The organism is uncultured Parasphingorhabdus sp., assembly GCF_963975735.1.
Classification (GTDB): domain Bacteria; phylum Pseudomonadota; class Alphaproteobacteria; order Sphingomonadales; family Sphingomonadaceae; genus Parasphingorhabdus.
This window is the reverse complement of the sequence record NZ_CAXBIA010000009.1, coordinates 103,300-123,879: the sequence shown is the minus strand read 5'-3', so window position 1 is coordinate 123,879 and position 20,580 is coordinate 103,300. Positions and strand designations below refer to the sequence as shown.

The following is a 20,580-nucleotide window of genomic DNA, read 5'->3' as shown; positions in this document are numbered from 1 at the left end:
GGCAATTTGTCCAGGTGCCGATGTTCGAAGCCTTTACCTGGTTCAACATGGTCGAGAATCTCTGGGGCGAGACCTTCATCCCCGGCAATGGCAAGCTCGCCTACACCCGCTCGATCAACAAGAACCGCAAGCCCTATCCGACCAAGGACGGCTATATCGGTCTGGTCCCTTATAATGATGCGCAATGGCGGAAGTTTTTCGAGCTCGGCGGCAAACCCGGCGTCTTTGATGAACCACGCTTTGCCGACTATTCCCAGCGCACCAAGAATATCACCGCGCTCTATGCCCTGATCGAGGAAATTGCCGCGACCAAGACCACCGAAGAATGGCTGCCGCTGCTCGACAAGCATAATATTCCGGCGATGCGTTATAACAGAATGGAGGATGTTCTGACCGACCCCCATTTGCAGCAGGTCGGTTTCTGGCAGGAACGCGAAGGCGAGAAGATCGGCAAATATCGGACGATCACGCACCCGGTCCATTATTCCGCCAGCCCGGCCAACATCTACGCCGACCCGCCGACATTGGGTGCGGACAATGACGAAATACGCGGCGCGCTGAATATGCCCGCTAATGCCGACTAATATAATAATAAACAGGACGAGGTTTGAACCATGAATTTTGATTTTTCTGACGATCAAAAATTTCTTCGCGACGAGGCACGCAAGTTCCTCGAAGCCCAATGCACCAGCGCGCATGTTCGCGCCGTGCTCGATGATGAAAATATGAGCCACAATGACGATGTGTGGAAAAAGATTGTCGAAATGGGCTGGCTCGGCGCCGCCATTCCCGAAGAATATGGCGGACTTGGCCTCGGCATGCTCGAGCTTTGCGTAATCGCCGAGGAACTGGGCCGCGTCCTGGCTCCCGTACCGTTTGGATCATCGGCCTTTTTCTTTGCCGAAGCGTTGAAACTGGCGGGCAGCGAAGATCAGAAACTGGCACTGCTTCCGAAAGTTGCCGACGGCAGCCTGGTCGGCTGCATCGCGATCAGCGAAGGTCCGGGTGAAATCAAGACCGGCAATATTGCCACGCGGCTGAAGGACGGCACGATATCGGGCAAGAAGATCCCGGTAACCGATGGCGATATCGCGACCCATGCTGTGGTGCTGGTCAAAGACGGCAGCGGCGAGAGCCTCGTCATTGTCGACCTGAACCAGAGCGGCGTATCGCGGACACCGATCAAGACGCTCGAACCGACCCGCAGCCATGCGACGATCAGCTTTGACGGCGCAGAAGCCGAGCTTCTCGGCGAAGCGGGCAATGGCATGACGCTGCTCGACCAGATCAACGACCGCGCTGCGGTGCTGATCGCCTTCGAACAATTGGGCGGCGCGTCCCGCTGTCTCGAAATGGCCAACGCCTATGCCAAGGAGCGCGTCGCTTTCGGCCGTGCCATCGGCGGCAATCAGGCGATCAAGCACAAGCTGGCCGACATGTATGTGAAGAATGAAGTCGCGCGCTCCAACGCTTATTATGGCGCTTGGGCTTTATCGAGCAACGCAGCGGAACTGCCCGAAGCGGCAGCCGCGGCGCGGGTCGCGGCGTCGGAAGCCTTCTGGTTTGCGTCGAAGGAAAATATCCAGACGCACGGCGGCATGGGCTTCACCTGGGAGGTGGATTGCCACCTCTTCTACCGCCGCGCCAAATTGCTCGCCGTCCAGGCGGGCAGCCCGGCAGTCTGGAAAGAGAAACTGGTCAGCGCGCTAGAAGCAAAAAATGACTGAATCCCGAACCCAGAGTGCCGTTCGTCCTGAGCCTGTCGAAGGACAGGTTAGCGCGCACTCGTACTTCGACAAGCTCAGCACGAACGGACATTCGCGCACGGGCCATAAAGTGAAGGAATAGACTATGGATTTCAATGATACACCAGAAGAAGCAGAATTTCGCGCCGAGGCGCAGGCTTTTCTATCGCAACATCTGAAGGCCAAAACGCCGGGCGCGCTGCGCTCCGGTGGCCGCGAGGATTTTCTCGCCCGCGCCAAAGCTTGGCAGAAGATAAAGGCGGAAGGCGGCTTTGCGCAAATCACCTGGCCCAAGGAAATGGGCGGCCGTGGCGGCACCGTGATGCAGCAGGTCATCTGGGGACAGGAAGAAGCCAAATTTGACGCGCCAACCGGCCCCTTTGCCATCGGCCTCGGCATGTGCGTGCCGACCGTGATCGCTTTCGGCTCGGACGAGCACAAGAAACGCTATGTCCAGAAGGCCTTGATGGGCGAAGAAGTCTGGTGCCAGCTTTTCTCCGAACCGGCTGCCGGATCGGATGTTGCCGGTCTCAAGACAAAAGCGGTCAAAGATGGTGACGAATGGGTCATAAATGGCCAGAAAGTGTGGACTTCCGGAGCCCATTATTCCGATTATGGTATCCTTTTGGTCCGTACCGATCCCAACGTGCCCAAGCACAAGGGCCTGACCATGTTCATCGTCGACATGAAGCAGAAGGGCGTCGACGTGCGGCCGATCCATCAGGCGTCGGGCGGCAGCGAGTTTAACGAAGTCTATTTCACCGACGTCCGCATTCCCGACAGCGACCGTCTCGGCGAGCCCGGCATGGGCTGGAAAGTCGCGCTGGTCACATTGATGAACGAGCGGCTGGCGGTCGGCGGATCTCCGGGTCCGGACTGGAAGGAAATCATGGATTACGCCCGCTCGGCCGGCACCCTTTCCGACCAGGCGTTCCGCGCCAAACTGGCCGACTGGTATGTCGCGGCGCAGGGTTACAAGCTGACCAAATTCCGCACCCAGACCGCCCTGTCCCGCGGCGAAACACCGGGACCGGAAAATGCGATCGGCAAGATCATCAACGCCAACCATTTGCAGGATATCTGCAACAGCGCGATCGAAATGCAGGACCATTTCGGCATCATAGCCGACAAGGACGAGGCACCTTCCGATGCGATATTCCAGGAAAGCTTCATGTGGGCGCCGGGTCTGAGAATCGCTGGCGGTACCGACGAGATATTGAAGAATATCATTGCCGAACGGGTACTCGGCCTGCCGCAGGATGTGCGGGTCGACAAAGACAAAACCTTCGCGGAAATGAACTAGGAACCAGATGATGACCGAACAACCCGTCCATGTCGTCGCCAATTTCACCGTTCAGGATGCGGCGAAATATCGTGAATATGAAAAGGGATTTTTCCCGATCCTGAAACGGCATGGCGGGGAGTTCATCACCTATGACGACGGCAGCGTCACCTTTGAAGGGGCGGCGCCACCCGAAGGCCGGGTCGTGATGTTCAAATTCCCGAACGAGGAAGCGGCCACCGCCTGGTATAATGATCCGGAATATCAGGCCCTGTCCGAGCATCGCCGTGCGGGAACGACCCTGCAATTTCTGACCATGGTCCACGCCATCCCGCCGCGCAATTAGGCGGCGCTCATAAATCCGCTTGGAGCGGACGCAGAAAAACTTGCGTGATCGGTGCGATTGCAAATGCTACCGCTTGTCCAAAGCAACAACGGCCAATCCAAAAGGAATGATCCCATGACCGACAATCTGCCCGAATATACGCCCCCGAAAGTCTGGAAATGGGACAAGGCCAATGGCGGCCGCTTCGCCAATATCAACCGGCCGATTGCCGGCCCGACCAAGGAAGTGGAACTGCCGGTCGGCAAGCATCCGTTGCAGCTCTATTCCATGGCAACGCCGAATGGCGTGAAGGTCACGGTGATGCTCGAGGAGCTTCTCGCTCTCGGCCACAAGGGCGCGGAATATGACGCCTATTTCATCAATATCGGCGAAGGTGACCAGTTCGGCAGCGGCTTTGTCGACATCAATCCGAACAGCAAGATTCCGGCGCTGATGGACCACAGCACCGACAAGCCGACCCGCCTGTTCGAATCCGGATCAATGCTGCTCTATCTCGCCGAAAAATTCGGTGAATTCCTGCCCAGCGATCACAACAAGCGCACCGAAGCGCTCAACTGGCTGTTCTGGCAAATGGGTAGCGCCCCCTATCTCGGCGGCGGTTTTGGTCATTTCTATGCCTATGCGCCGGTGAAGATCGAATATTGCATCGACCGCTTCGCGATGGAGGTCAAACGCCAGCTCGACGTTCTCGACCGCCATCTTGCCGACAATGAATATATGGCCGGTGACGAATATAGCATTGCCGATATGGCGATCTGGCCGTGGTATGGCGCGCTGGTCAAGAATGTCGTCTATGAAGCCTCCGAATTTCTCGACACTGCTTCATACAAGAATATGAACCGCTGGACCGACATGATCGCCGAGCGTCCTGCCGTACAGCGTGGCAAGATGGTCAACCGAGCCTGGGGTGAACTGGAAGGCCAGCTGCGCGAACGGCACGACGCCAGCGATTTCGAATTGCGCACGCAGGACAAGCTGGAACCGAAAGAAGAAGCGGCGGAGTAAAGACCGCTTCTAGCGGGTCAGACTCGCGTAAACACGGCTGAGGAAGCTTGGCAGCATTGCTTCGCTGCTCTGGAATTCGGCATCGAAATCCGCCGTCGGTTTCGCCGCGATAATTTCCTCCAGCGACTTTTCGTCATCGATCAGCGTCTGCACGCGGCCCTGGATGATGGTCAGCACCTCGATATAGCGGGCCAGCTTGGCGCGGTCGGTGACCGGGCCATGCCCGGGGATGACTGTGGTTTTGTCGTCGATCGCGTCATGCACCGCCTGACAAAAGGCGATCATCCCGGCGAGATCGCCGCCATTGTCGGCGTCGATGAACGGATAGCCGCTATTATTGAACACATCGCCCAAATGGACCGCGTTGGCCCCGCGGAAAATAACCGCTGCATCACCGGTTGTGTGAGCGGGGCCGACATGCAGTAGGTCGATCTTCTGATCGTTGATGTGAAACTGCATGGTCGTGTCAAAAGTAATGTCTGACAGGGCATGTTTCGGATAGGCTTTTTGCTCGGCCGCAAACGGACCGAAATTGACGATATTGTCGCGCTGCATCTTGTCGCGGCTGTTCGATTGCGAAACGATCCAGCTGCCTTCCTTGCCCAATGCCAGATTGCCGTCGGCATGGTCGAAATGCCAGTGGGTGTTGATCACGAAATCGACGTCGTCGCTGCCGATTTCCTTCAGCGCGGCCTTGATCTTGGGCATCAGCATTGGCGACTGGTCATCAACGATCAGCGTGCCGTCCTCGCCAACCGACACCGCAATATTGCCACCCAGCCCGAACAGGACATAAAGGCCGTCGGCGATTTTCTGGGTCTTGATTTCCGCCTTGTCGAAATCCCAGCCGAATGCTTTCATCAGCTCGTCCATCGGCGTCAGCGTGCCATAGGATGGCGCGGTCTTTCCGTCATGGTCGTGGACGCCATGGGCCAGGGCGGGTGTCGCAAGAGCAAGCGCAAGCACGGTTCCAGCCAATGTCGATCGCAATTTCATCAGCCCGCTCCCCGATGGCAATTCAGTGTTTCAAAATACCGGCCATGATCAGATCAACCGTCTGCTCGCGGTATGAATCACGCATCCGTTCGTCGAAATCGTCGCGGCCATAACAATATTTCCAGACCAGCTTGCCGGTAAAGAAGCGATCCGCCGCGCCGGTGACGGCGGAATAGAAAAGATCGGGATTCATTTCGCGGAACACGCCGGACTTGATGCCGGCACCGACAAAAATATTATAGGCGTCGGACAGCGGTTTCAGATATTTGTCCGCGATTTTGCGCGCGCCTTCCGGCGGCAGCTCCCGAATCAGCCGCATGGTCAGGCGGTTGAGATAGGGAAATTCATGATAGGTATCGATCACCGCGCCGATATGGTGGCGCAGCTTGTCTTCCGGCGGCCAGTCCTTCTCGATCAGCAGACCGACCTGAACCAGAATATTATCCATATCCCGTTCCAGAATAGCTTCGAGCAGACCGTCCTTGTTGCCGAAATAATATTTGACCAGCGCGCTGTTAAGACCGGACAGGACCGACAGTTCGCTGAAGGAAATATCAATCGTATCGCCATCGCGCATGATATGGCTGGCGGTCTCGATCAGCTTGTCCCGGGCACCCGCTTCATTCGCCTTGGCCACCAGTTTGTCGACGGTCATTCATCTTCCCCTATACGCACTATGTCACATTTCGGTCACTTATAAACAGGTTCTTCCCACCAAGGGAAGCTGTCTGGTAGGTCGCAGGACACTTTATCGGGATAGTCCGGACTGCGCTTCTCCAGAAAGCTTGCGATACCCTCTTTTGCATCGGCGGATTTGGCGCGATTATAGATGATCCGGCTATCGACCTTATGCGCTTCCATCGGATGCGCGGCAGCGGGCAATTGCCAGAGCATCTGCCGCGTCACGGCGATTGATACCGGCGCCGTATTGTCGACAATCTCCCGCGCCAGGGCATAAGCGGCGGGCAACAATTCTTCCGGTTTATGCAGCGAACGGACCAGACCGCCCCTGAGCGCTTCCTGCGCGTCAAAAACCCGGCCGGTCAGACACCATTCCAGCGCCTGCGCCCGTCCGACGAGATTGGGCAGAAACCAGCTGGCAGCGCCATCGGGAGCAATTCCGCGCCGGGCGAAAACAAAACCGAAGCGCGCGGTCTCGCTGGCCAGCCGCATATCCATCGGCAGCAACATGGTCGCGCCAACGCCGACGGCAACGCCGTTAATGGCACCGATCACCGGTTTCAGGCACTGATAGATGCGCAGGATCAGCAGACCGCCACCATCGCGGACGCGCGGATCGGAATAATCCTCCACCGGATCGTCGCTGGCGAAGGGTTTCCTGCCGTCTTCGGGAGTCAGATCGGCCCCGGCGCAAAAGGCGCGGTCACCGGCTCCGGTCACGACCACGGCACGCACATCGTCATCGGCATCGATCCGATCAAAGGCGTCGGTCATTTCCCGGATCATCGTACCGGTGAAGGCGTTCATCTTTTCCGGCCGGTTGATCGTGATCGTCGCGATATTGTCGGCGACGTCATAGAGGATCTGCGTATAGTCGGTCATGAACTTCTCCATCAGATACAAAAAGGGCCGCGAGTTTCTCGCAGCCCCCTGATTATTTGGTCTAGCGCGGTGCCATCCGGATGCCGCCATCGAGACGGACATCTTCGCCGTTGAAATATTGCGTCTCGATCATGCACATGGCGAGCGCCGCATATTCGTCGGGCTGACCCAGCCGCGGAGGATGCGGAACCATCGCACCGAGAGCATCGCGGACATTTTGCGGTGCACCAGCGAGCAGCGGCGTATCGAATATGCCAGGCAGGATGGTGTTGACGCGAATGCCTTCACGGGAAAGATCGCGCGCGATCGGCAATGTCATGCCGACAACGCCGCCCTTGGAAGCGGAATAAGCCGCCTGGCCGATCTGGCCGTCTTCTGCCGCCACCGAAGCGGTGTTGACCATTGCGCCACGATCGCCGTCGGCGAGTGGATCAAGCGTCAGCATGCCGGCCGCCGATTTGGCGATGCAGCGGAAAGTACCGACCAGGTTCACCTGAATGATGAAGTTGAAGGCATCCATCGGGAAATGCTTGATGGAGCCATCTTCCTTGGAACGGCTGACGGTCTTGATCGCGTTGCCGATACCGGCGCAGTTCACGAGGATACGTTCCTGGCCATTGGCCGCGCGTGCTTTTTCAAAGCCGGCATCGACGCTGTCGTCTTCGGTCACGTTGACCTTGCAGAAAACGCCGCCGAGTTCGGCCGCCAGTGCTTCGCCTTTTTCTTCGTTGAGGTCGAACAGGGCGACTTTGACGCCTTTGGCAGCGAGACGACGGGCGGTTGCCGCGCCAAGACCCGATGCACCACCGGTAATGACGGCTGAAATATTACTGTTGAGTTCCATATTCTTGTCTTTCTTCTATCATTCGTCATCCTGAAACAGGTTCAGGATGACGATAATTTACATTAACCGAGACGCTCGATGATCGTGACGTTCGCCTGACCGCCGCCTTCGCACATCGTCTGCAGGCCATATTTCGAGCCGCGCGCTTCCATAGCGTTGAGCAGGGTCGCCATCAATTTCGTACCGGAAGCGCCGAGCGGATGGCCCAGAGCGATTGCGCCGCCGTTGACGTTGATCTTGTCACGGTCCGCACCGACATGCTTCAGCCATGCGAGTGGAACAGGAGCGAAGGCTTCGTTCACTTCATAAAGATCGATTTCGCCGATATTCATGCCGGCACGCTGCAGAGCGCGGTCGGTTGCAAACAATGGTTCTTCGAGCATGATGACCGGGTCACCGGCGGTTACCGTCATATTCACGATCCGCGCGCGCGGGGTCAGACCATGGTCTTTCAGCGCCTGTTCGGAACAGACCAGAACCGCACTCGATCCGTCACAAATCTGGCTGGCATTGGCAGCGGTAATCGCGCCGCCTTCCTGCAGCAGCTTCACAGCGCCAATGCTTTCCTTGGTGGCGTCAAAGCGAATGCCTTCGTCGACCTTATGCTGTTCCTTGCCTTCGGCGGTTTCGATTTCGATCGCGATGATTTCTTTATCAAAGGCACCGGATTCGACGGCCTTGATCGCCTTGTGGTGGCTTTCCAGAGCGAACTGGTCGAGGTCGTCACGGGTAAAGCCGTGCTTCTTGACCAGCATTTCGGCGCCCATGAACTGGCTGAACTGAATGCCGGGATAGGCTGCCTGCAGTCCTTCCGACATGTTGGTGCCGAGGCCCGCATCCTTGAAAAGTTTGAAGGTTGAACCCATCGGTACGCGGGTCATGCTTTCGATGCCGTGCGCCAGAACCATGTCCTGAGTACCGGACATGACGCCCTGCGCCGCAAATTGAATGGCCTGTTGCGAAGAGCCGCATTGGCGATCGATCGAAACCGAAGGAATGCTGTCGGGCAGGTTGGATGCGAGAACCGCGTTGCGACCGACGTCGCCGCTCTGCTCGCCACCCTGCATGACGCAACCGGTGATCACGTCTTCGATAGCGCTCGCGTCGAAATCATTGCGCTCGGCAATCGCGTTAAGCGTGGCAGCACCAAGATCCACCGGGTGCACACCGGCCAAACGGCCGCCGCGACGACCACCAGCGGTACGAACCGCGTCAACAATATAGGCTTCTGCCATAATCTTATTCCTTTGATAGGTTGAGAGTCGAAAATTTAACTGACCGGTTAAACCCCAGAAAGCCTAGCGTCAAATGAAAAAGCCGATCATCACAATAGTGATAATCGGCTTTTTCAATTCGATCAGCGGCAGTTAGGCCGGAACATTGTCTTTCTTGACCGTAATCACCTGAGGATAGGTGAATTCCAGCAGCCCTTCCTTGCCATATTCGGCGCCAAAGCCGGACTGTTTATGTCCGCCAAAGGGTGCGAAAGGTGACAGGTGGAGGAATTCATTGACCCACACAGTGCCGGTTTCCAGCTGTTCGGCAACCCGGACACCTTCGTCGGGATTGGCGGTCCACACAGCGCCGGCAAGACCATATTCGCTGGCATTGGCGCGGCTGATCGCCTCATCCGTGGTGCTGAATTTCATCAGCGGCATGACCGGTCCAAATTGCTCTTCGGCAACAATACGCGCATCTTCCGGCGGGTTATCGAGGATCGTGATCGGTACATAATAGCCGGGAATGCCCTCTTCCTTGGCATCGCCGCCGACCAGGAACTTATAGCCGTTATCCTTGGCGTCCTTGATCAGCTCGAGCACCCGCTCATATTGCTTCTTGTTCTGGACCGGACCAACCGCGGTGCCCTGTTGCGCGCCGTCGCCGACTTTCACATTCTTGGCGAATGCCGCGATGGCCGCGCTCAGCTCGTCATAAATATCCTCATGGATATAGATGCGTTTCGCAGCGACACAGATTTGGCCGGCATTGGTAAAGCTCGACCAGAACAATTGCTCGGCGACTTTTTCGACATTGGCGTCGGGAAGGACGATTGATGCGTCATTTCCACCCAGTTCCAGCGTGATCCGCTTGAGATCCTTGGAAGCGCCTTCCATGATTTTCTTGCCGGTCGCGGTCGAACCGGTGAAGGTGATTTTGTCGATATCGGCATGCGACGTCATCAACGGACCGAGGCTGTCTTCGCCAGTAATGATATTGACGACACCCGGAGGGGCAACATCCTTGATCAGTTCGGCAAGACGTAAGGTCGTCAATGGCGTGAACGGCGATGGTTTGAGCACGATCGTGCAGCCGGACAAGAGTGCGGGGGCGATTTTCTGCACCGCCATCATCACCGGGAAATTCCACGGCACGATACCGGCGACGACACCGACCGGCACGCGGCGGGTACGGCTCAGCCGTTGCTCTGTATCCTCGTTGATCTCGTCATCAAGTTCCAGCGTTGCCTGCGAACCCGCCATATAGGCAGCACCGGCGATTTCGCCCTGAGCTTGCGCATGGGGTTTGCCTTGCTCTGCGGTGAGCAGGCGGAACAGCTCGTCATTATTCTCGTTGATCACTCCGGCAATCGCCTGAACCACCTTGCGGCGTTCGTCGATCGGTGTTTTCGACCAGGTCTTGAACGCGGCACGCGCAGCCGAAACCGCACTGTTGAGTTCGGCTTCACCGGAGGCGGGCACCTGACCGATGACTTCTTCATTGGCCGGATTGACGACGTCCAGCACGTCCGTCGTGCCGACCATCTCGCCGTTGATCAAATTCTTATATTGGGTAACCATTTCGCTCTCCTTTGAGGTCTGCCGTTCCGTTCTATTTGAGTCGCTTATACTGCATTACAAGGGCGCAAGCGCCATTCATTTTGATAGACTATATCGTATCGGCAGGGTTTTCAGCCCGCCGACGAAGGTTGATTTGGCGCGCTTCGGCTCTCCGGCCAGTTCCAGCGTCTCGATCCGGTCGAGCAGTTCGTTGAACAATATCCGCATTTCCAGCCGCGCCATATGCAGCCCGAGACATTGATGCGCGCCCGCGCCAAAGGACAGATGCCGGTTGGGCGAGCGGCTCGCGTCAAATTTGCGCGGGTCGGGAAACACGCTCTCGTCGTGATTGGCCGCAATATAGCTGATCATCAGCCAGTCATCCTTGGCGATTTTCTGTCCACCCAGCTCGGTGTCTTCGGCCGCGGTGCGCATGAAATGCTGCACCGGAGTCGTCCATCGGATCGCTTCCTCGACAATCCCCGGCAACAGATCGCGGTCGGCTTTCAGACGCGCAAATTGTTCGGGATCCCGAGCAAGCGCCATCATCGCCCCTGCCGTCGAGGCCGAGGTCGTGTCGTGACCGGCAGCGGCGAGGATGATATAATAGCCCGCCATGTCCCGGTCGCTGAGATGTTCGCCGTCGACTTTTGCATTCGCGATCACGCTTGCGACATCATCGGACGGACTGGCGCGTTTTTCGGCGGTGAGCTTGGCAAAATAGGCTTCGAAATCGGCAACGGCGCCGACCACCAGCTGCATGATTTGCTCCGGCGTCATATTCGCCATGCCGGACTTGTTGAGATCCTCGTCCTGTCCACCAAACATCTGTTGGGTGAGAAACAGCATCCACTGCTCGTCCGCTTCCGGCACGCCCAATATCTGCATCACCACATGGAGCGGGTAAGGTGCGGACACCAGCGGCACGAAATCGGCCTCGCCGCCCGCATCGATCAGCCGGTCGACCGTGACTTTCGCCAGCGCCCTGATCTCGTCTTCCATCTTGCCGAGATTCTTCGGCATGAACCAGTCTTGCGTCAGCCGACGATATTTCGGGTGGGTGGGCGCATCAAGTGCGACCAGCGAACGGACCAGATTGGGATCGCCGCCGGTGATCGATTTGACGAAAGCACCACTGTTCTTGTCGCTGAAGGTGACGCTGCGCGGGCTGTTGAGGAACAGCTTGTTATCCTTGCTCACCCTCATCACGTCGTCATAGCTGGTGACCAGCCAGAACGGATCATGGACCTCGTCATTGACCACGCGGACGACCGGGGTCTCTCTACGCAACCTGTCGAAACGGTCGAGCAGACTGTCCCAGTCGACATAATTGGCCGGATCGATGATCGCCAGCGCATCTTCGCCGGTCAAAATGGGCTCTGCATATGTTGCCATCAGACTATCCCGCTTCCTGCTTGTTCCAATATTCGTCGCGCAAATGCCTTTTGTAGAGCTTGCCGGTCGCATGGCGCGGCAATTCGCTGCGAAAGTCGATCTGCCGCGGGATTTTGACGCCGGAAAGCGACTGGCGCAGATAGGCTTCCAGTTCCTGTGCCAGATCATCTCCCGCTTCCGCCATATCCATGGGCTGCACAACCGCGACGACCTTCTCGCCCATATCCTCGTCCGGCGCACCGATGACGGCGGCATCCGCAACCTTGTCGTGCGTGATCAGCAGATTTTCGATTTCCTGCGGGTAAATATTCACCCCGCCCGAAATGATCATGAAACTCTTGCGGTCGGTCAGATAGAGAAAACCGTCCTCGTCGAGCTTCCCGACATCACCGAGCGAGGTCCAGCCCTTGGCGTGAGTCGCCGCCTTGGTCTTCTCCGGATCATTATGATATTCGAACTTCGAACCGCTCTCGAAATAGATCTGGCCTTCTTCGCCAACGGCGACTTCCTCGCCATTTTCGTCACAGATATGAACCACGCAATTGATCGGCTGTCCGACCGAACCCTTGTGCGCCAGCCAGCCTTCGCTGTTGCAGAAGACGAAGCCGTTGCCTTCGGTCCCGGCATAATATTCGTTCAGCACCGGACCCCACCATTCGATCATCGCTTCCTTGATCGGCACCGGCACCGGAGCAGCAGCATGGACCGCGCTCTTGATCGAGGACACGTCATATTTGGCGCGAACCTCTTCCGGCAATTTCAGCATCCGGACAAAATGTGTGGGTACCCACTGGCCGACATCGCATTTATATTTCTCGATCAGCTGCAGCGCCAGTTCGGGATCGAATTTTTCCATGACGATGCTGGTACCGCCGAGCGCCTGCACCGCGATATTCCAGCGCAGCGGCGCGGCATGATATAGCGGAGCGGGGGAAAGATAGACGCAATCCTTGTGGAAACCGAAAATCATCTGCGCCAGATTCGCGATGCTATTGGGTCCGGCAATATCTTCATTTTCCGGCAAAGGGAGCTTAACCCCCTTCGGCTGGCCGGTGGTGCCGGAAGAATAAAGCATGTCGACTCCGGCCCGCTCATCGGCGATCGGCGTATCGGGCATCGATTCGAGCGCCCTTTCCATATTCCGGTCATCATCGACGCCGTAGACCAGTTGATCCACATCGGGGTTCAGCTTGCGGATCTGATCAATGACGGGCAGCATTTTAGCCGAACTGATCAGCAGCTTCGCGCCGGAATCCTTCAGAATATAGCTAACCTCTTCGGCGGTCAGACGGCTGGAAATGGCGACCTGAAACAGGCCGGAGCGCTGAGAACCCCAAGTGACCGGAAAAAACTGCGGATGGTTTTCCATGCAGATCGCAACCGTATCGCCAATCTGCAGACCGCGTGACCGGTAAAGCTGGGCTATCTGGTTGGAGCGCTTGTCGAGTTCACCATAAGTGATGACTTCTCCGGATCCGGCCATGATGACGGCTGGCATGTCGGGATTCTCCTTGGCGTGCAGATAGGGATGCATAGGTTGGCGCTCTCCAATTGATCGATCACCCGTCCGGGCGATTCGCAATGGCAGCACCTTGGTTTAATCGTGCAGTTAAATCAATCGATAGTCACACCGATTGACGATAGAAAGCGGCAACTGCCCCTAATTTTCTACATAAATATCCACCGGCACGGCCAAATCGGCGAATATCCGGCCTATTGGCGCCATGCTCGTCGCGCCCTGTTCAATTTCCGATTCGAGCACGGTCTGGTTCGCCGCACCCTTGAGCAGGACGATCACGGTTCGCGCTTCACAAATCGCTGCCTTGGTCAGCGTGACCAGCGGCGTGTCCCCGTCATCGGGAAGCAGGCCAACCACCAGTTTTTCCGGAGGGCCGTCAAGCGCCTCTTCCATATCGGCGCTTTCCATGATCCCGGCAGTGCTACCACCTTCGCCCATGCCGAGCCAGACCAGGTCCGCAGGCCATTTGGTATCGCGCAGCCGCGCATCGGCCGCGGCGCCGGCCATATGATAATCCTCGTGATCCGGTGCCAGTGGCAGCACCCGCGCGCCGCGGGTCAGGAACAGTTGCGCCAGTTTCTTGACGTGGCTGCGCGGATCGTCGAGCCGCACCAGAAGATCATCAGTCGGGATGATCGTGACATGTTTCCACTTGATCTGTTTTTCGGCGAGCGCCTCGAGCACCGGCATCGCTTCGTCACTGACGGGTAAGGCGAGCAGGGCATCGCCGCGCGCATCAAGGGCGCTTTCGATTATGAACTGGATATCTCCGGCGACGGCAGCGACCATCTCGTCGGCATCGTCAAAATCCCACCATTCGAGCGTCGATTCCTCGTCTTCCGGCAGGTCGTCCGAATCGAAATTTTCTAATGCGTCTTCGAGTTTGCTCATCACTATGTCCAGATCTGTATAAAGTCTCTCGGCTTCTAATCGCTGCAGACCTCAACACAAGGGTAAATCCCCCCTTTTAAAATTCTCCACTTTGGGCCAATTGGGGCTCGAAAAGGCGATATCCATATGACCGATAACTATATTCTTACCCTTACTGCCGATGACCGGGTCGGTCTGGTTGCCGCTGTTGCCGGATTTCTGGCGGAGCATGAGGGCTTCATTCTCGACAGCCAGCAATATGCCGATCTCGAGCAGGACCGTTTTTTCATGCGAGTCGAGTTCAAGGGCGCAGGCGCGAAATTCCCGGCGAGTCTCGATGCCCTGACGGAGAAATTCTCGCTGATCGGCAAGCAATATGCGCTCGACTGGACCCTGGTCAGCGGCGCGGTGAAACCCAATATCGTCATCGCGGTGTCAAAGGGCAGCCATTGTCTGAACGACTTGCTGCACCGCTGGAAAACCGGTGGACTGCCGGCGAATATTGTCGGCGTGGTCAGCAATCATGAAAGCCTGCGCGACCTGACCGAATGGCATGGCGTCGCCTTCCACCATTTCCCCGCGACCGACGACAATCGCGCGGAACAGGAACAGGCCATATTGGACGTGATGGAGCAGGGACAGGCCGATTATCTGATCCTGGCGCGCTATATGCAGATATTGTCCGATGACCTCAGCGCCAGACTGGCCGGCCGCTGCATCAATATCCATCACAGCTTCCTGCCCGGGTTCAAGGGGGCCAAACCCTATCACCGGGCCCATGCGCGCGGCGTCAAGCTGATCGGCGCGACCGCCCATTTCGTCAGCGCCGAACTCGACGAAGGCCCGATCATCGAACAAGCGGTGGAACGCGTCGACCATCGCGCCAGCGTCGAGGAAATGATCCGGATCGGCCGCGATATCGAGGCTCAGGTTCTGGCCAAGGCGGTCAAATGGGCCGGCGAACACCGGATCTTGCTCAACGGCAACCGCACGGTGGTGTTCCGCTAGAGAGACAGCAAGCCGGTTTGACGCTACTCGTCGGCCGGTGGCGGCGGCTCGACCGCGCGCAACTCTCCGGCCGGCCGCAATATCGTCAGCGACGCCGGGGCACCGCTGATCTTTTCCCGCGCCGTGATATCGACCTGCACGAATCGCTCGTCATCTGCGATTCGCGCGCTTTGCGTCCAGATCCAGTTGCGACCGCCATTCTGCTCCTCGCCGCTGCTGTCGCCGAGGCTTGGCGGGCGCGGGTCCGTGAGAATTTCGACCGCCCGGTTGCGGACCACCGATTGTGCGACAACCCGCAGTTCCAGTTCGGCGGCATTATGGGTGGTAAAGGCCTGCAGCCGGATTAGCGCCAGCGCGGCGAGGCTGAACACCGATAGCGCGACCAGCATTTCGATCAGGGTGAAGCCGCGCTCGCCAGACTTTCTCATGGCGCCGCTCCGGCCAGTTTCACGTCACCCATCGGAGCGATCAACACCCGCCTGCTCTGCTCTGCGCGCTGCAAGACAAGCTCCGCCTGCTCGCTGGGCAGGCCCGTGCTTTCAAAACTGATCATCATCGGTCCGGTCTCGCCGGTGGCCGCGCGGACGCCGCTGGACCAGCTGGTCGACACGAACGGTTTGTCCTCGATCACCGACCAGCTGCCCTTGCGCCGTTCCAGAAAACTGTATCCGGAGGGCGTGACCTGCACCGCCATCGGGCGCGATTGCAATATCGCATTGTCTCGCAGCGCCGCCGTGCGCGCCGCAAAGCGCTGGGCATCTTCTTCGAGATCGCTGCTGCCGCCCGGGAAGGAAAAGACGACGACCGACGCCATCAGCCCGATGATCAGCAGCACGACCATCAATTCCACCAGGGTGAAGCCGGCAGCATTATCGCTAGTATTGGGATCATTCTGCGGGATCATTGATCTCCATTTAGCGATTTGATCGGAGCGAGTCTTGCAGAATCCGTTGTCCCCTGCAATGACAGGGGCATAAGATAAGAAACGCTGGGAAAAGGAATTTTTGATGTCTGACGTCATTCTCTACGAGAAAAATGACCGCATCGTTACAATCACGCTGAACAAGCCGGAAACGCGCAACGCACTGTCAACGGATCTGTGCGAGGCGATAGTCAATGCGATCAACAAGGCCGATGCCGATGCCGGCGTCAGCTGCGTCGTGCTCGCCGCCAATGGCAAGAGCTTCTCTTCCGGCGGCAATCTGCACGAGATCAAGGCGATGACCGCCGAGCAGAATATGACGCCGCTGGAAATCGAGAACTGGTACAAGACCGGTATCCAGCGCATTCCGCTGGCTTTCTCGCAAATTTCCGTTCCGGTGATAGCAGCGGTCAACGGCCATGCGATCGGCGCGGGCAATGACCTGAGCACCATGTGCGATATCCGCATCGCTGGCGAGGACGCGATTTTTGCCGAGAGTTTTTTGAGGGTCGGACTTATTCCGGGTGATGGCGGCGCATGGTTGCTACCGCGGATTATCGGACAGGCACGGGCGAACCAGATGCTGTTCACCGGCGAATTTATCGACGCCGCCAAAGCGCTGGATTACGGCCTGGTGTCGGAAGTCGTACCCAATGATAAGCTGCTCGAGCGTGCCTATGAACTGGCCGAAATGGTCGTCGGGCTGCCACCGCAGGCCATCCGCAAGACCAAGGAACTGGTGCGGACCGCGCAGAGCGTGACGCTGAAGGAAAATCTTGATCAGGCGGCTCTGTTCCAGGGCGTGTTGCAGCAGGCTGACGATCATCAGGAAGCGATTGATGCGATACTCGAGAAAAGAAAGCCCGTGTTCAAAGGGGCGTGAATCTGATTTGGCGGCCAGCGAGACAGCATTCCCGCGAAGACGGGAGCCTGTCTCCGGCCGGTGCATATAGGAAATTTCGGGAGATGGGCCCCTGCCTGCGCAGGGGTACCAGAAGGAGGGATAGAATGAACAAGACCGCTATTTTGATCGTCGCCTTGATGTCGGCAGCACCAACACTGGCAGTTCCTCCGCAAGGCATCGCCACCGAAGCGACCAAAGCCGCCAATGCCAAGGTCGCCGCCAGCCTGCCGATCGCCGACCAGACAGATTTCGAAAATGCAAATCGCGGCTTTCTCGCCAAGATTGCCGACGACAAGATTCTCAACGAAGACGGTTCCGTCGCCTGGGATTCGCGCCAGTTCGACTTTATCGAGGGCGCAGCACCCGACACGGTCAACCCTTCGCTCTGGCGGCAGGGCAAGCTGAACAGCATCCACGGCCTGTTCGAGGTCGTGCCCGGCATCTACCAGATCCGCGGCTATGATCTGGCGCAGATGACGCTGATCGCCGGCAAGACCGGCTGGATCGTCATCGATCCGCTGACCACGCCCGCTCCGGCCAAGGCTGGTCTGGCGCTGGCCAACAAGACGCTGGGCGACCGGCCGGTCGTGGCGGTGATCTTCACCCATAGCCACGGCGACCATTTTGGCGGCGTGTCCGGTGTCGCTTCGCCCGAAGACATCCAGTCGGGCAAGATACAGGTCATCGCACCGCACGGCTTTCTCGCCGAATCGATCGGCGAAAGCGTGATCGCCGGAACCGCGATGAATCGCCGGGTGCAGTTTCAATTCGGCACCGCTTTGCCGGTGGGCAAGGCCGGTCATGTCGGCGGCGGACTGGGCCAGAAAATATCGAGCGGCAATGTCGCGCTGATCCCGCCCACCAGATCGATCAGCAAGGACGGCGAGAGCCTGACAGTCGACGGCATCGCCTTTGACTTCATGGACGCCGGCGAAACCGAAGCGCCAGCCGAGCTGGTGTTCTACCTGCCCCGGTTCAAGGCGCTGCACACTGCAGAAGTGGTGACCCGTACCTTCCACAATGTCCTCACCCCGCGCGGCGCGCTGGTCCGTGACACGCTGAAATGGTCCAAGGTGATCGATGATATGCTCGCCCGCTATGGCGCGAAATCGGACCTGATGCTGGCTTCGCATCACTGGCCGACCTGGGGCAGCGACAAGGTGCAGGCGGCGCTGAAAAACCAGCGCGGCATCTATCGCTATGTCCATGACCAGACCATGCGTCAGGCCAATCAGGGCGCAACGATGGACGAGATTGCCGAGAATATCGGCGAACCGGATTTCGCCGCTACCGACTTTGGTGTGCGCGATTATTACGGCACGCTCAACCACAACAGCAAAGCGGTCTATCAACGCTATTTCGGCTGGTGGGACGCGGTCCCGGCCCATTATCATGCGCTGCCGCCGGTAGAAGCCTCGAAAAAATATGTCGCGGCTATGGGCGGCGCCAAGAAGGCTCTGGCGGTAGGCGAAAAGGCCTTCGAAGCCGGGGATTACCGCTGGGCAGCAACCGTTTTCAACCATCTCGTGTTCGCCGTTCCGGAGGATGAAACGGCCAAAAAATGGCTGGCCTCCACCTATGAACAACTCGGCTTCCAGACCGAAGCCGGAACGTGGCGGAATATCTATCTGGTCGGCGCCAAGGAGCTTCGCGAAGGCAATAACGTCAAGAATTCGATCAGCACGGCGAGTGAAAAGGTGCTGAACGGCATCCCGGCGGTCGACCTGTTCGATGCCATGGCAACCCGCTTCAACCCGGCCAAGATGCAGGGCGATGGCGGCATCATCCGCTTCTGGTTCCCCGACCGGAAAGAAGCGGTCAGCATAGATCTGGGCAAGAGCGTGATGTTCCCGCGCGGGGAAGATTATGACATCACCGCGGACGGATCGGATACGCAGATCACCATCAGCCGCGCCTTGTTCACCAAATTGCTGATGCGTGAGGCCAATCCGCTGGAGCTGATCCAGAACAAGGAAATGGTCATCAGCGGCAATGCGGCCTTAATGGCATCTATGTTCGGCGCGCTTGACGAGGTAGACCCGCAATTTGATATTGTGACGCCGTGACCGGATCTGCGCCAATCACCGTTCTTCCTGAGCCTGTCGAAGGACGCTTGCCAAGGTGCTTCGACAGGCTCAGCACGAACGGGTCTGCTGTAATAAGGATTGCCCATGCAAAGATTTAACTTCCCCGTCGTCCAGCCCGATCCTGCGCTTGAAGAATTGCGCAGCGAATTGCAGGCCTTCCTGAGCGAAGAGCGCAAGGCCGGCAATTTCCGGCCCGAACCGGAATGCTGGATGGCCTCCGCCGATCCGGAATTTTCAAAGAAGATGGGCAAGCGCGGCTGGATCGGCCTGACCTGGTCGAGCCAATATGGCGGCCACGACAAGAGCGCACTCGAACGCTATATCGTCACCGAGGAAACCTTGCGATCCGGCGCACCCGTCGGTGCCCACTGGATCGCCGACCGCCAGCACGCACCGATGTTGCTCAAACATGGCACCGAGGAACAGAAGCTCGACATATTACCGCGCATCGCTGCCGGTGAATGCTATTTCGCCATTGGCCTCAGCGAGCCGGGCGCGGGTTCCGATCTCGCCAATGTCAAAACCAAGGCCGAGAAAGTCGCCGAAGGCTGGAAGATCAACGGCCAGAAAATCTGGTCCTCCGGCGCGCATATCTCGCATTATATGGTCGCTCTGCTGCGCACCTCGCCAGCCGATGGCCGCAACCGCCATGTCGGCCTGTCGCAGATCATGATCGATCTCAGTCTACCCGGCGTGACGATCAAGCCGATTGTCGACCTGTCGGGAGACGCCCATTTCAACGAAGTCTATTTCGAGGATGTGATCGTTCCTGACGACTGCCTGCTCGGCGAAGAAGGCGGCGGATGGGCTCAGGTGACTGGCGAACTGGCGATGGAACGCTCGGGACCGGAACGCTTCCTGTCGAGCTATATCACTCTGGAAACCGCGCTATATCAACTCAGCGGCAAAATGGGCTCGGACAGCCACGCCCGGCTCGGCAAGCTGATCGCCAGCCTGCGCACACTGAAAGGCATGTCCTGGGGCATTGCCAATCTGCTCAAGCAAGGCGTGTCGCCCGAAACCGAAGCGGCACTGGTCAAGGATCTCGGCAACCGGCTGGAAAATAACCTGACGATGCAAGTCCGCGCGATGCTCAACGACCTTCCCGCCGAAGACTGGAGCCCGGATATGCGGCGGATCATGAATATCGGCGTGCTGCGCTCCCCGCCCAATACATTACGGGGTGGCACGACCGAGGTAATGCGCGGGATCACCGCGCGGCAATTGGGGTTACGCTGATGTCAGGAACCATACATATCACACCGTTCGTCCTGAGCCTGTCGAAGGACCATCACCGGCAACGGCCGCACTTCGACA

The 20,580-nt window shown here is 58.0% G+C and carries 20 protein-coding genes; 9 read left to right on the top strand and 11 right to left on the bottom strand.

Annotated features, from left to right (window positions below):
* The 5 genes from AACZ86_RS11265 to yghU form a co-directional block, all read left to right on the top strand.
* The coding region (locus AACZ86_RS11265) for a CoA transferase (RefSeq protein ID WP_339692567.1) at positions 1 to 584 on the top strand (584 nt) is incomplete at its 5' end.
* A gap of 30 nt (positions 585 to 614) precedes the next feature.
* Positions 615 to 1,727, top strand: a complete 1,113-nt coding sequence (locus AACZ86_RS11260) for an acyl-CoA dehydrogenase family protein (RefSeq protein WP_339692565.1) — start codon at positions 615 to 617, stop codon at positions 1,725 to 1,727.
* Between the two features lie 124 nt (positions 1,728 to 1,851).
* On the top strand, positions 1,852 to 3,048 hold the full coding sequence (locus AACZ86_RS11255) for an acyl-CoA dehydrogenase family protein (protein WP_339692562.1): 1,197 nt from the start codon (positions 1,852 to 1,854) through the stop codon (positions 3,046 to 3,048).
* A gap of 10 nt (positions 3,049 to 3,058) precedes the next feature.
* Positions 3,059 to 3,373, top strand: a complete 315-nt coding sequence (locus AACZ86_RS11250) for a DUF1330 domain-containing protein (protein ID WP_339692560.1) — start codon at positions 3,059 to 3,061, stop codon at positions 3,371 to 3,373.
* Between the two features lie 114 nt (positions 3,374 to 3,487).
* The gene (yghU, locus tag AACZ86_RS11245) at positions 3,488 to 4,378 is read left to right on the top strand and encodes a glutathione-dependent disulfide-bond oxidoreductase (protein WP_339692555.1); all 891 of its coding nucleotides are present in this window, start codon (positions 3,488 to 3,490) and stop codon (positions 4,376 to 4,378) included.
* Between the two features lie 9 nt (positions 4,379 to 4,387).
* Here yghU and AACZ86_RS11240 read toward each other — a convergent pair whose 3' ends face one another.
* The 9 genes from AACZ86_RS11240 to AACZ86_RS11200 form a co-directional block, all read right to left on the bottom strand.
* Positions 4,388 to 5,374, bottom strand: a complete 987-nt coding sequence (locus AACZ86_RS11240; protein ID WP_339692552.1) for an MBL fold metallo-hydrolase — start codon at positions 5,372 to 5,374, stop codon at positions 4,388 to 4,390.
* Between the two features lie 22 nt (positions 5,375 to 5,396).
* Positions 5,397 to 6,029, bottom strand: coding sequence for a TetR family transcriptional regulator (locus AACZ86_RS11235; protein WP_339692551.1), 633 nt, complete (start codon positions 6,027 to 6,029; stop codon positions 5,397 to 5,399).
* Between the two features lie 35 nt (positions 6,030 to 6,064).
* Positions 6,065 to 6,937: a crotonase/enoyl-CoA hydratase family protein gene (locus tag AACZ86_RS11230; RefSeq protein ID WP_339692550.1), complete on the bottom strand. Its 873-nt coding sequence runs from the start codon at positions 6,935 to 6,937 to the stop codon at positions 6,065 to 6,067.
* Positions 6,938 to 6,998: 61 nt separating this feature from the next.
* The gene (locus tag AACZ86_RS11225) at positions 6,999 to 7,781 is read right to left on the bottom strand and encodes an SDR family NAD(P)-dependent oxidoreductase (RefSeq protein WP_339692548.1); all 783 of its coding nucleotides are present in this window, start codon (positions 7,779 to 7,781) and stop codon (positions 6,999 to 7,001) included.
* Positions 7,782 to 7,843: 62 nt separating this feature from the next.
* A complete protein-coding gene (locus AACZ86_RS11220; protein ID WP_339692545.1) occupies positions 7,844 to 9,016 on the bottom strand; it encodes an acetyl-CoA C-acetyltransferase in 1,173 nt (390 codons plus the stop codon).
* 132 nt (positions 9,017 to 9,148) lie between these two features.
* Positions 9,149 to 10,579 carry an aldehyde dehydrogenase family protein gene (locus AACZ86_RS11215; RefSeq protein ID WP_339692543.1) on the bottom strand — a complete coding sequence of 477 codons (1,431 nt, stop codon included), beginning with the start codon at positions 10,577 to 10,579 and terminating at the stop codon, positions 9,149 to 9,151.
* Positions 10,580 to 10,654: 75 nt separating this feature from the next.
* Complete coding sequence (locus AACZ86_RS11210) at positions 10,655 to 11,953, bottom strand: cytochrome P450 (RefSeq protein WP_339692541.1); 1,299 nt, start codon at positions 11,951 to 11,953, stop codon at positions 10,655 to 10,657.
* Positions 11,954 to 11,957: 4 nt separating this feature from the next.
* The gene (locus AACZ86_RS11205) at positions 11,958 to 13,487 is read right to left on the bottom strand and encodes an acyl-CoA synthetase (RefSeq protein ID WP_339692540.1); all 1,530 of its coding nucleotides are present in this window, start codon (positions 13,485 to 13,487) and stop codon (positions 11,958 to 11,960) included.
* A 126-nt stretch (positions 13,488 to 13,613) separates the two neighbouring features.
* On the bottom strand, positions 13,614 to 14,363 hold the full coding sequence (locus AACZ86_RS11200) for a 6-phosphogluconolactonase (RefSeq protein ID WP_339692538.1): 750 nt from the start codon (positions 14,361 to 14,363) through the stop codon (positions 13,614 to 13,616).
* Between the two features lie 126 nt (positions 14,364 to 14,489).
* Here AACZ86_RS11200 and purU point away from each other — a divergent pair, with 126 nt between their 5' ends.
* Positions 14,490 to 15,350: a formyltetrahydrofolate deformylase gene (purU, locus tag AACZ86_RS11195; RefSeq protein ID WP_339692536.1), complete on the top strand. Its 861-nt coding sequence runs from the start codon at positions 14,490 to 14,492 to the stop codon at positions 15,348 to 15,350.
* A 23-nt stretch (positions 15,351 to 15,373) separates the two neighbouring features.
* Here the strand turns inward: purU and gspI are convergent, their stop codons facing one another.
* Both gspI and gspH read right to left on the bottom strand, forming a co-directional pair.
* The gene (gene gspI, locus AACZ86_RS11190; protein ID WP_339692535.1) at positions 15,374 to 15,778 is read right to left on the bottom strand and encodes a type II secretion system minor pseudopilin GspI; all 405 of its coding nucleotides are present in this window, start codon (positions 15,776 to 15,778) and stop codon (positions 15,374 to 15,376) included.
* Positions 15,775 to 16,254: a type II secretion system minor pseudopilin GspH gene (gene gspH / locus AACZ86_RS11185; protein ID WP_339692533.1), complete on the bottom strand. Its 480-nt coding sequence runs from the start codon at positions 16,252 to 16,254 to the stop codon at positions 15,775 to 15,777. Before gspH ends, gspI begins: the two co-directional genes overlap by 4 nt.
* A 103-nt stretch (positions 16,255 to 16,357) precedes the next feature.
* On the opposite strand from gspH, the gene AACZ86_RS11180 reads away from it, so the two are divergent.
* The 3 genes from AACZ86_RS11180 to AACZ86_RS11170 all read left to right on the top strand — a co-directional run bounded on the left by AACZ86_RS11180 (position 16,358) and on the right by AACZ86_RS11170 (position 20,502).
* Positions 16,358 to 17,155, top strand: coding sequence for an enoyl-CoA hydratase-related protein (locus tag AACZ86_RS11180; RefSeq protein WP_339692531.1), 798 nt, complete (start codon positions 16,358 to 16,360; stop codon positions 17,153 to 17,155).
* Positions 17,156 to 17,280: 125 nt separating this feature from the next.
* Positions 17,281 to 19,242 carry an alkyl sulfatase dimerization domain-containing protein gene (locus AACZ86_RS11175; protein WP_339692528.1) on the top strand — a complete coding sequence of 654 codons (1,962 nt, stop codon included), beginning with the start codon at positions 17,281 to 17,283 and terminating at the stop codon, positions 19,240 to 19,242.
* A gap of 105 nt (positions 19,243 to 19,347) precedes the next feature.
* Positions 19,348 to 20,502, top strand: a complete 1,155-nt coding sequence (locus tag AACZ86_RS11170) for an acyl-CoA dehydrogenase family protein (RefSeq protein WP_339692525.1) — start codon at positions 19,348 to 19,350, stop codon at positions 20,500 to 20,502.
* Positions 20,503 to 20,580: the final 78 nt, after the last annotated feature.

What these genes read in the sequence shown, in the direction of transcription:
- AACZ86_RS11260 (WP_339692565.1), top strand. Translation starts at nt 615, where the DNA reads ATGAATTTTGATTTTTCTGACGATCAAAAATTTCTTCGCGACGAGGCA.
- AACZ86_RS11255 (WP_339692562.1), top strand. Translation starts at nt 1,852, where the DNA reads ATGGATTTCAATGATACACCAGAAGAAGCAGAATTTCGCGCCGAGGCG.
- AACZ86_RS11250 (WP_339692560.1), top strand. Translation starts at nt 3,059, where the DNA reads ATGACCGAACAACCCGTCCATGTCGTCGCCAATTTCACCGTTCAGGAT.
- yghU (WP_339692555.1), top strand. Translation starts at nt 3,488, where the DNA reads ATGACCGACAATCTGCCCGAATATACGCCCCCGAAAGTCTGGAAATGG.
- AACZ86_RS11240 (WP_339692552.1), bottom strand. Translation starts at nt 5,374, where the DNA reads ATGAAATTGCGATCGACATTGGCTGGAACCGTGCTTGCGCTTGCTCTT.
- AACZ86_RS11235 (WP_339692551.1), bottom strand. Translation starts at nt 6,029, where the DNA reads ATGACCGTCGACAAACTGGTGGCCAAGGCGAATGAAGCGGGTGCCCGG.
- AACZ86_RS11230 (WP_339692550.1), bottom strand. Translation starts at nt 6,937, where the DNA reads ATGACCGACTATACGCAGATCCTCTATGACGTCGCCGACAATATCGCG.
- AACZ86_RS11225 (WP_339692548.1), bottom strand. Translation starts at nt 7,781, where the DNA reads ATGGAACTCAACAGTAATATTTCAGCCGTCATTACCGGTGGTGCATCG.
- AACZ86_RS11220 (WP_339692545.1), bottom strand. Translation starts at nt 9,016, where the DNA reads ATGGCAGAAGCCTATATTGTTGACGCGGTTCGTACCGCTGGTGGTCGT.
- AACZ86_RS11215 (WP_339692543.1), bottom strand. Translation starts at nt 10,579, where the DNA reads ATGGTTACCCAATATAAGAATTTGATCAACGGCGAGATGGTCGGCACG.
- AACZ86_RS11210 (WP_339692541.1), bottom strand. Translation starts at nt 11,953, where the DNA reads ATGGCAACATATGCAGAGCCCATTTTGACCGGCGAAGATGCGCTGGCG.
- AACZ86_RS11205 (WP_339692540.1), bottom strand. Translation starts at nt 13,487, where the DNA reads ATGCATCCCTATCTGCACGCCAAGGAGAATCCCGACATGCCAGCCGTC.
- AACZ86_RS11200 (WP_339692538.1), bottom strand. Translation starts at nt 14,363, where the DNA reads ATGAGCAAACTCGAAGACGCATTAGAAAATTTCGATTCGGACGACCTG.
- purU (WP_339692536.1), top strand. Translation starts at nt 14,490, where the DNA reads ATGACCGATAACTATATTCTTACCCTTACTGCCGATGACCGGGTCGGT.
- gspI (WP_339692535.1), bottom strand. Translation starts at nt 15,778, where the DNA reads ATGAGAAAGTCTGGCGAGCGCGGCTTCACCCTGATCGAAATGCTGGTC.
- gspH (WP_339692533.1), bottom strand. Translation starts at nt 16,254, where the DNA reads ATGATCCCGCAGAATGATCCCAATACTAGCGATAATGCTGCCGGCTTC.
- AACZ86_RS11180 (WP_339692531.1), top strand. Translation starts at nt 16,358, where the DNA reads ATGTCTGACGTCATTCTCTACGAGAAAAATGACCGCATCGTTACAATC.
- AACZ86_RS11175 (WP_339692528.1), top strand. Translation starts at nt 17,281, where the DNA reads ATGAACAAGACCGCTATTTTGATCGTCGCCTTGATGTCGGCAGCACCA.
- AACZ86_RS11170 (WP_339692525.1), top strand. Translation starts at nt 19,348, where the DNA reads ATGCAAAGATTTAACTTCCCCGTCGTCCAGCCCGATCCTGCGCTTGAA.